This is a genomic window from Streptomyces durocortorensis (assembly GCF_016901035.1).
In the GTDB taxonomy this organism is placed as follows: Bacteria; Actinomycetota; Actinomycetes; order Streptomycetales; family Streptomycetaceae; genus Streptomyces; species Streptomyces durocortorensis.
The window spans coordinates 1-9830 of record NZ_JAFEUF010000243.1; the positions used below are offsets into that span (position 1 = coordinate 1).

General features: G+C 72.8%; 9 protein-coding genes. 1 reads left to right on the forward strand and 8 read right to left on the reverse strand.

The window, feature by feature from the left end; all coding sequences use genetic code 11:
* Window positions 1-267 precede the first annotated feature (267 nt).
* The gene (locus JS521_RS29780; protein ID WP_307847972.1) at window positions 268-1005 is read left to right on the forward strand and encodes a DUF3159 domain-containing protein; all 738 of its coding nucleotides are present in this window, start codon (window positions 268-270) and stop codon (window positions 1003-1005) included.
* 57 nt (window positions 1006-1062) lie between these two features.
* On the opposite strand, the gene JS521_RS29785 is transcribed toward JS521_RS29780, so the two are convergent.
* The 8 genes from JS521_RS29785 to JS521_RS29820 form a co-directional block, all read right to left on the reverse strand.
* A complete protein-coding gene (locus tag JS521_RS29785; protein WP_205086041.1) occupies window positions 1063-2886 on the reverse strand; it encodes a glycoside hydrolase family 2 protein in 1824 nt (607 codons plus the stop codon).
* 53 nt (window positions 2887-2939) lie between these two features.
* A complete protein-coding gene (locus JS521_RS29790; protein WP_205086042.1) occupies window positions 2940-3569 on the reverse strand; it encodes a hypothetical protein in 630 nt (209 codons plus the stop codon).
* Window positions 3570-3574: 5 nt separating this feature from the next.
* Complete coding sequence (locus JS521_RS29795) at window positions 3575-4411, reverse strand: carbohydrate ABC transporter permease (RefSeq protein ID WP_205086043.1); 837 nt, start codon at window positions 4409-4411, stop codon at window positions 3575-3577.
* Complete coding sequence (locus JS521_RS29800) at window positions 4408-5385, reverse strand: carbohydrate ABC transporter permease (protein ID WP_205086044.1); 978 nt, start codon at window positions 5383-5385, stop codon at window positions 4408-4410. Before JS521_RS29800 ends, JS521_RS29795 begins: the two co-directional genes overlap by 4 nt.
* On the reverse strand, window positions 5382-6719 hold the full coding sequence (locus JS521_RS29805) for an ABC transporter substrate-binding protein (protein WP_205086045.1): 1338 nt from the start codon (window positions 6717-6719) through the stop codon (window positions 5382-5384). The genes JS521_RS29800 and JS521_RS29805 overlap by 4 nt, the downstream gene beginning before the upstream one ends.
* Before the next feature lie 256 nt (window positions 6720-6975).
* Complete coding sequence (locus tag JS521_RS29810; RefSeq protein ID WP_205086046.1) at window positions 6976-7704, reverse strand: cupin domain-containing protein; 729 nt, start codon at window positions 7702-7704, stop codon at window positions 6976-6978.
* Complete coding sequence (locus tag JS521_RS29815) at window positions 7698-8621, reverse strand: DUF6807 domain-containing protein (RefSeq protein ID WP_205086047.1); 924 nt, start codon at window positions 8619-8621, stop codon at window positions 7698-7700. The genes JS521_RS29810 and JS521_RS29815 overlap by 7 nt, the downstream gene beginning before the upstream one ends.
* Window positions 8618-9830, reverse strand: a 1213-nt coding sequence (locus JS521_RS29820; RefSeq protein ID WP_372448630.1) for a Gfo/Idh/MocA family protein, incomplete at its 5' end; no start/stop codon positions are given. The genes JS521_RS29815 and JS521_RS29820, both read right to left, overlap by 4 nt.

The window sequence follows — 9830 nt, forward strand, 5'->3', positions numbered from 1 at the left end:
CCCCGCCCGGCGGCGCGCGCCGCGCCCCGCGCGCGCCCCCCCCCCCCCCCCCCCCCCCCCCCCCCCCCCCCCCCCCCCCCCCCCCCGCTCCGGCTTCGACCTGGTCCGAACCTTCCGGCATGACACCCGGCTTTCGGGACAGGTGCTGACCCACAGTGCCCCACGCCAACCGCGCGCGGCGGTACGGCGGTCTTCTGTCGCCGTACCCGCCCGCGCGCCGACACGACGGGGCGCACGACGTCCCCCACAGCCGGAAGAAGGTCACCCGTGGCGATCAACCAGACGCAGCACCCGCCGACCGACGGACGACCCGTCCCGGAAGCCGACGAGCGGTGGTCCGCGGCCGAGCATCGCCCTGCCGCCGGGACCGGGGCGCCGCAGCACCCGGAGGAGGCCCCCCGCCGGCGTCCCACCGCCCTCGAACAGGCAGGCGGAGTACGCGGGTTGATCTACTCCGCCCTGCCTGTGCTCGCCTTCGTCATCGGCAACAACATCGGCGGGCTGAAGACGGCGATCATCGCCGCCTTCGCCCTCTCCGTGGTGATCGCGGCCGAGCGCCTCCTCCGCAAGGAATCGATCATGCCCGCCGTCGGCGGAGTCTTCGGCGTGGCCATCGCCGCGGGGATCTCCTGGTGGACCGGATCGGCCAAGGACTACTTCCTCATCGGCATCTGGTCCAACCTGGCTGCCGCCCTGGTCTTCGGGATCTCCGTCCTCGCGCGCCGCCCGCTGGCGGGCGTGCTGTGGAACTCCATGACCGGCAAGGGCACGGCCTGGCAGGAGGACCCGCGCTCGCGGCGCGACTTCTCCATCGCCACGATCGTGCTCACCGTCATCTTCGCCGCCCGTTTCGCCGTCCAGCAGTACCTCTACGAGGCCGACGAGGTCGGCACGCTGGGCACCGCGAAGATCATCATGGGCTACCCGCTGCTGGCGGTCGGACTGCTCGCCGTCGCCTGGGCCGCCCGCGCCTCGCACCGCCGCCTGCGCGCCGCGGAACACTGAGAAGAGAGCTGACGCGGCGGCCCCCGCCGGTACGGGGCCGCCGCGTCGGCGCGCCGCTCAGCGCCGCCGGGGCCGCGTGAGGATCGTCCGCAGACCGGGCAGGGGGATCTTCGGCTGGCGGTCCGCGGTGAACAGGCCGTTGGTCTCCTGCTCGGTGTCGGTGAGCTGGGTGAAGCAGAAGCCCGCGAGCGGCGAGTCGACGACTGCGGCCATCAGCGAGTCCAGCCGCTCCGCGTAGTCCTCGGGGCTCGCCACGGTGTCGTAGCCGAACCACTCCTCCCCGTCGGCGGGTTCGAACGTCGTCCCGCCGAACTCGCTGAGCACCACTGGCTGCCCCTGGTGCCGCACCCCGGGGAGCAGGAGCCGCTTCGCGCCCGGCCACGGGTCGGTGAACTCGCCGCTCCGCAGGGAGGCGTGACCGTACCGCTCGCGCAGGACGTCGGCCCGCTGGGTGTAGTCGTGCACTCCCCAGATGTCGGCGGCCGAGATCTCCCAGCCGTCGTTGGACACCGTCGGGCGCGACGGGTCGAGCGCCTTGGTCAGGTGGTACAGCGCGTCCATGAAGTGGCGCTGCTCCGGTACGTGCGCGGGATTGGGCGTGCCCCAGGACTCGTTGACCGGCACCCACGCGACGATCGAGGGATGGCTGAGGTCGCGGGAGACCGCCTCGGTCCACTCGCTCAGCACCCGTTCCACCGTGGTCGTCCCGAAGGCGAACGCGGACGGCATCTCGGCCCACAGCATCAGCCCCAGGCGGTCGGCCCAGTACAGGAAGCGGGGGTCCTCCAGCTTCTGATGCACGCGCAGCCCGTTCAGCCCCGCCTCCTTGGCCAGTTCGGCGTCCCGCCGCAGGTCGTCGGCGGACGCGGCGAGGTGGGAGTCGGGCCAGTAGCCCTGCTGGAGCGCGAGGCGCAGGAAGCACGGCTTGTGGTTGAGCTGGAAGCCGCCCTCCTCCCAGCCGATGTCCCGCAGCCCGAGGTAGGACGTCAGGCGGTCGACGGCCGCGTCACCTTCCCCTTCCTCGGCCCCCGTCTCCGTCGTCTCCGTCAGCGTCACCGTCGCGTCCACCAGGTGCGGACGGTCCGGGCTCCACAGCAGGGCGTCGAGGTCCTGGGCGTGGCGCAGTGCGGGGACCGCGATCTCGAACACCGTCTCCCGCTCGTCCGCCAGCACCCGCTGCTCGGCCAGCAGCCGGTCGCCCAGTCTCAGCGTGACGTCCACGCGCACCGCGCTCGCGGGCCAGCGGCTCAGCCTGACCGCGCAGCGCACCCGGGCGTGCGCCACGTCCGGGGTCCAGTGCAGGGTCGTCACATGCAGGTCCGGCACCTCCTCCAGCCACACCGGCTGCCAGATCCCCGACGTGCGGTGGTACCAGATGACGTGCGGGGCGTCCCGCCAGTCCTGTTTGCCGCGCGGCTGGGTGACGTCCCTCGGCTGGTCCTCGGCGCGCACCACGAGCACCTGCTGCCCGCCCGGCTCGACGGCGTCGGTCAGGTCGCAGGTGAACGGTGTGTGCCCGCCCTCGTGGTGGCCGACGAGGCGGCCGTTCAGCCACACCTCCGCCCGGTGGTCGACCGCCCCGAAGTGCACGAGCAGCCGGCGCCCGGCCGGGGGAGCGGCCACCTCGACGGTGCGCCGGTACCAGAGCACCGGGTGGTGCGAACTGTCCCCGATGCCCGAGGCCTTCGACTCCGGCGGATAGGGCACGGTGACGGTCGCGGTGTACGGGGCGGTGGTGTGCGGTTCCATCCAGCGCTCGGCGCGCCCGCGGTCGGCGTCGTCGTACGCGAACTGCCACGGGCCGCCGAGGTCCCGCCAGTCCGGGTCGCGGACGAGCTGCGGCCGCGGGTGGCCCGCGAGGTCCAGGTGGGTCAGGGGCATGCGAAGAACTCCGGTGATGGGGGAGGAGAGGGGGAGTGAGGAGTGGTGCGGGGTCAGGCGGCCGTCGCCGTGCCCCCGGCGGAGCGGATCTCCACCGCGGCCGCGGCGAAGGCCAGCGGCCCCGGCAGCAGGGGCACCAGCAGCGGCACCGACCAGGCCAGCAGCGCGGCCAGCACCACGGCGGCGGCCAGCAGCGCGCTGCCACGCGGGTCGCCGAGCGAGCGGGCCAGGCTCTCGCGGAGGGACAGCCGGTGCGGCGCGTCCAGCGCGGTGGCCCGCAGCGCCACGACGGCGGCGGCGAGCACGGTCAGCGCCAGCGCCGGCGCCACCACCGCGGCTCCCGGCAGGGCGCTGCGCACCAGGGCCGCGTCGATCAGCACGACCGCCACGAGCAGCGGCGGGAGCAGTCCTGCGGCCAGCGAGCCGACGTTGAGCCCGTCGCGCAGGCGGCGCAGATACCCGGCCGCCGACACCGGGGCCCTGCCGCTCGCGCCGTCCCGCAGCGTCGAGGACGCGGCGGCGAAGGCGGCCGGAGCGGTCACGACGGGCAGGCAGGAGAGCGTCGTCACGAGGCCGACGAGCAGCATGTCCGCGAAGAGCGTGAAGCCGCTGCCGAAGAGTTCGCCGGGCTCACGGCGGTCGGCCGGCGGCAGCGGGGCGAGCCGGGCGGGTGCGTGGGTCATGGTGCTCAGCCCTTCAGTCCGGTGGTCGCCATGCCCTGCACCAGATAGCGCTGGAAGACGAAGAAGAACAGCACGATCGGCAGCACGGAGATCACCGACATCGCGAACATCGGCCCGTAGGCGGAGGTGCTGGACTGGTCGACGAAGGAGCGCAGGGCGAGGGTGATGGTGAACTTCTCCGGCGCGAACAGATAGATCATCTGCGTGAAGAAGTCGTTCCACGTCCAGATGAACGTGAAGATCGCCGTGGTGATCAGCGCGGGCCGGGTCAGCGGCAGCGTGATCGACAGATACGTACGGAACGGGCCGCAGCCGTCGATCCGCGCGGACTCCTCCAGCTCGCGCGGCAGCCCGCGCATGAACTGCACGATGAGGAAGACGAAGAACGCCTCGGTCGCCAGGAACTTCGGCAGGATCAGCGGCCAGTAGGTGTCCACCATGCCGAGCTGGTTGAAGATGATGTACTGCGGGATCAGCACCACGTGGTGCGGCAGCATCAGCGTCGCCACCATGAAGGCGAACATGACCTTGCTCATCCGGAACCGCAGCCGGGCGAAGGCGTAGGCGGCCAGCGAGCACGACAGCACGTTGCCGAGGACGGCCCCTCCCGCGATGAGCAGGGTGTTGCCGAGGAGACGGCTCACCGTGACCCCGGAGACGCCCTCCAGCGCGGTCGTGTAGTTCGACCACTCCAGGCTGCTCGGCCACAGGTCCAGGCTGGTGACCACCTCGTCGGCCGGCTTGAGCGAGGTCGCCAGCAGCCAGGCCAGCGGATACAGCAGGACGAGCAGCCCCAGGAGGGCGAGCGTGTGCGGCGCCCAGCGCCTGACGGCGAGATTCATCGCCCCTCCTCGTCCGCGTAGAAGACCCAGGACCGGGATGTCCTGAAGAGCACCAGCGTCACCACGCCGATGGCGATCAGCAGCAGCCACGCCATGGCCGCCGCGTAGCCCATGTGCGAAGCGGTGAAGCCCCGTTCGTACAGGTAGAGGGTGTAGAACATCGTCGAGTCGGCCGGGCCGCCGCTCCCGCCGCTGATGGCGAAGGCCGGGGTGAACACCTGGAACGACTGGATCATCTCCAGCACCAGGTTGAAGAAGACCACCGGCGAGAGCATCGGCACCGTGACCGAGACGAACTGCCGCCACCGGCTCGCCCCGTCCAGCGCCGCCGCCTCGTACAGGTCCGGCGAGATCTGCTGGAGACCGGCCAGGAAGATGACCATCGGCGCGCCGAACTGCCACACGGTCAGCAGCACCACGACGAACACCGCCAGATCCGGATCGCCGACCCAGCCGCCGCTGTCGATGCCGATCGCACCGAGCAGGTCGGGGACCGTACCGCCGTCGTTGAACAGCGCCCGCCACACCAGGGCGACGGTCATGCTCGCGCCGAGCAGGGACGGCGCGTAGAACGCGGAGCGGTAGAAGGAACGGCCGCGGCCGAGGTTCTTCAGCAGCATCGCCGCGCCGAGCGCGAGGAGCAGCTTCAGCGGTACGGCGACCACCACGTACAGCAGGGTCGTGCCGACCGAGCGCCAGTAGCGCGGGTCCTCCGTCAGCATCTCCGTGTAGTTGCGCAGCCCGACCCAGCGCGGCGCCTCGAAGAGGTTGTAGTCGGTGAACGAGAGATAGAGGGACACCGCCATGGGGACGAGCGTCAGGACCGCCGCCCCGAGCATCCACGGGGTGAGGAAGACGTAGGCGGGCCATTGCTTCTCCCGCCGGACGCGGCGGCGGCGCTTCGGTCCGCCGGGCTCGGGTGGCCTTGCCGCCCGGTCGGCGCCCGCGGGCGCCCTGGTCGACACCGTGCTCATGACCGCAGCTCCCGCTTCGCCTCGTCGATCAGTTCGCGCGCCGCCTGCCGGGGGGTGGCCAGGCCGTACATGACGCGTTGGTACGTGCGGTTGAACGCGGTCTGGATGGCCACGTCGCCGCGCGGTGGCGCGGTCGGCGGCGCGTCCAGGCCGTACTCCTCCATCCGCAGCGCGTACCGGTAGATGTCCAGCTCCGCACCCTTGAGCGTCTTGGCGACGCGGGCGGCGACGGTCCGGTTGGGAGGAGTGGACCGGGAGAAGCCGAGGATGTCCCCGGCTCCCGGGTCGTTGAGGAGGAAGTCCACCAGCGCGGTCGCCTCCTTCGGATGCTCGGTGTGCGCCCCGACACCGAGGAGCATCGAGGGCTTGAAGTACGCGCCCTGGCGGCCGCCGGTCGTCGGTACGGGCGCGAACCGCACCTGTTCGCCGAGCAGCGCCGGATAGCCGGGGAACGGCGCGTCCCAGGTGAAGTCCGCGGCGACCAGCCGGCGGCCCATCGGGGAGGTCTCGGTGGTCGTCGCCTGCGCGGTGTCCTCGGCCCGTGCGACGACCCCGTCCCTGCGCAGGTCGTCGCAGAAGGTCCAGAACTCGGTGAGGTCGTCCTCGGTGAAGCCCAGCCGGGTCTGGCTCGCGTAGAGCCGCCCGCCCCGGCTGCGCAGCCACACCTCGAAGACGTCCTCGTTGACGCCCCCGTCGTTGGCGCCGCCCACCGTCCGCCCGTCCGGCGACCGCTCGCCCAGCTCGGTGATCCGCCGGTTGCCCGCCGTCCACTCCCGCCAGGTCCAGCCGGGATGCGGGGTGGCGACCCCCGCCTTCCGGTACAGCCGGGTGTCGTACGCGAATCCGGTGATGCCGCGGCCCATCGGCATGGCGTACTGCTCGTCCTCGTACGTCCCGGTGCGTACGAACTCCGCGTCCATCGCCTCGCTGCGGATCGCCCCCTCGGACAGGGCGTCGGAGAGCGGCAGGAGCGCGCCGCCGCCCGCGTACTGCGACACCTGCCGGTAGTCGAGCTGCGCGACGTCCGGGATGCCGCCGCCCGCCGCCTGGGTGGCGAGCTTCTGTATGTACGAGCCGAAGTCGGCATTGGAGGTGGCGACCCTGACCCTCGGGTTCGCCTTCTCGAAGAGACGGACAGCCCGTTCGGTGCGCTCCGCGCGGTCGTCGTTGCCCCACCAGGAGAAGGTGAGCGTGACGCCCTTGGACGAGCTGCCGCCGGGCGCGGAGCAGGCGGACAGCGACCCCGCCAGGGCGGTGCCGACACCGGCCCCGGCGGCGGCAAGGAAGGTGCGCCGGCCCGGGAGACGGCGTCGGCCCTCGGGGGGCTCGGACATGGTTCCCTCCAGGGGAGGAGAGTCGGATGGGGGAGGGCCCCGACCAGGGGCAAGGAGCCCGTCGAAGGGCGTGAGGCCCGACGGTGTGCGTGGGGCTCGTTGAAGGGCGTGGGTCGTTGAAGGGCAGGGGGCCCGGCGATGGGCATGGGGGCGTGGGATTCGGCAGACGATCAGTCGGCCGGACGCGCCGACGGACGGCAGGCACCTCCGAGGGCTCGCCGGTGGGCGGCGGCGCGTCCGAGGGCTCGACGGGCGGTCAGATGCCCTGGTACACGGCCAGGCGGCCGCACATGCCGAACCGGCCCGTGGCCGTCGGTCCGGTCGAGGCGACCCGGCCCTCGGCGAGATGGCGTACGTCCCGCTCGCGGAGCGCGTCGAGATGGCCGCCGGTCGCCCGGGCCGCGGCCTCGGCACCCTCGCGCCACCGCCGCTCCCAGTCGTCCAGCCGGGGCCGCACCAACGCGGCGGCCGCCCGCTGGAAGTCGGCGAGCGGACCCGGATCACCGGCCTCCGTGGCCGCGCGCAGCTCCAGGAACCGCCGGGTGGCCAGGTCGCGTCGGGCCCGGGCGACCCGCGCCTGTTCCGCCTCCGGGAGATCGGCGGGGATGCGGACGGCGTCCGCGTACGTCGCCTCGTCGACGAGCCGGTCCGGCGGTAGCGTGAGAACCGCGTCGCCGGCCTCCGGCAGCCCGCTGTTCTGCATCACCACGGTGATCTCCAGACCGCCGTCGTTCACCAGTCGGTGGATCGTGCCCGGGGTGAACCAGGCCACCACGCCGGGCTCCAGCGGCGTCTCCCGGTAGCCCGAGGCGGTCAGCGTCTGCACCGCGCCCCGCCCGGAGGTCACCACGTACCCCTCACTGCAGGCGAGGTGGAGGTGCGGGGTGCCGCCGCCGGGCAGGCCCTCCACGGTCGGCCAGTCGTAGACGCTGAGCCGGGACACCCCGACCGCGCCGGGGAAGCCGTCGTACGCCGAGGTCACCACGGGTGCGCCTCCAGGTGGGCGGCGACGCGCTCCCGGTCCCAGGCCCCGTCGGCCACATGGACGCGGTAGCCACGGGTGAGGGCGTCGCCGGGGGCGAGGACCAGCTCCTCGGAGAAGGCCCACGAGGGGGCGACGGCGGCGAACGGGTCGTTGCGGACGAACCAGTGCGCCGGATGTGTTCCCTTCTCGCCGAGGTGGTCGTTGGACCGCGCGTGCTCGAAGACGACGGTGGCGTGGCCGTCGCGCCCGTCGTGCTCGCCGCTGTAGGCCAGCCAGTCGGCCTGACTGCCCATCAACTCGGTTTCCCGTCCGTCGTTCTCTGCGGTGAAGACGTGGCCGTCGCGGAAGGCGCGCGGTCCGCGCCAGAAGAGCCCGGTGTAGCCGGCGGCGGGCCGGCCGTGCGTGGTCGGGCTGCCGAAGCGCAGGGGCTCGTCGCGCCGGTTGGTGATCGACGACGTCCAGGTCAGCGACCAGCTGCCCGCGTCCGCGTCGACGTCACGGACCTCGATGCGGCGCTCCTCCTCGGCCCACAGCGCGCCGTCGTGCGGGTGCCAGGTGAGGTGCTCGGCGATGACGGCCCGGTCGGGCGCGACGGCCACCTCCTCGAAGGCCACGTGGGCCATCGAACCGATCCGGTCCGCCAGCGCGAGGTATCCCTCGCCGTGCACATAGGTGTTGCCGCCCCACAGGTTCTGCCCCGACAGGTGCGAGGCCGTGAGCTGGAGGCCCTTGTGCCAACGGTGGTCGTTGGGGCGGTAGTCGGTGACCGTCGCACCCGACAGTGTGCGGACCGGGTGCAGATACGGCTTGGGGGCCTCCCATGCCGCTTCGGGCCGGTAGACGTAGGAGAGCAGATCCGTCGTCCCGTACGAGACGGTGATCCGGTCCCCGTGGGCGTGGTTCAGCGAGAGGGTCATGCGCGGTCCTCCTCAGGGACACCCGCCGGGGCCCAGCCCGGGGCGTCGCCGTGCAGTGCGGTGTAGTAGGGGTCGCCCGGGCCGATCTCCCCGGCCCGGACGGTGGTCCCGGTGAACGCGGACTTGTACAGGGCGGTGATCAGCTCCAGCGTCCGCCGCCCGCCCGCGCCGCTGGTCCGGTGGCGGCGTCCTTGGACGATGTCGTCGACGAGGACGCGCAGTTGGGCGAGGTGGGAGCTGGGCTCGTCGGCGCCGAACTCCCGCCACTCCCGTACCGTCTCCTCCGGCACGCCGGGCGCGGGGGTGATGCGCCAGTCCGCGTTGCCGTAGCCGTACAGATGGGTCAGCTCGACCGTGGCCAGCTCGCAGTCGATGCGGATGCGGCTCACCTCGTCCGGGCTGAGCACGCTGTTGACCAGGGTGGCGACGGCACCCGAGGAGAAGCGGATCTGCGCGGTGGAGACGTCCTCGGTCTCCACGTCGTGGACCAGGCGCGCGGCCATGCCGTGCACCTCGGCCCACGGGCCCAGCAGGTCCAGCAGCAGATCGGTCTGGTGGATGCCGTGGCCCATCGCCGGACCGCCGCCCTCGGTGGCCCACCGCCCGCGCCACGGCACCGCGTAGTAGGCGGTGTCGCGGTACCAGGTGGTCTGGCAGTGGGCGACCAGCGGCCTGCCCAGCGCCCCGCGTTCCAGCAGCGCCCGGACGTGCCTAGCCCCCGAACCGAAGCGGTGCTGGAAGACGATGGCCGCGTAAGGGTCGCCCGGGCCGCCGGTCCCGGCCGCCTCGATCGCGTCGTAGTCGGCCAGCGACGGGCACGGCGGCTTCTCGCACCACACCCAGGCGCCCGCCTTCAGCGCGGCCACGGACTGCTCGCGGTGCACGGCGGGCGGGGTGCACAGCACCACCAGGTCCGGCCGCACCTCCGCGAGCATCGCCTCCACGTCGGTGCCGTGGTACGGGATCGACTCCTCGTCGGCGAGGAGACGAGCCGCCGCCTCGACGACGTCCACCGCCGCCACGACCTCCACCTTTCCTTCGGCGGCCAGCGTCCGCAGCGCGGGCAGATGGCTGGTGCGGGCGATTCCTCCCGCGCCGACCACGGCGGTGCGCAGCGGGGTGGGCGAGCGGTGCGAAGACATGAAGCCCCTCTCGTGAGGCGGTCGGGACGGTGTGGCGGGCGGCGGGCGGCCCGGGCGTCGCTTACGC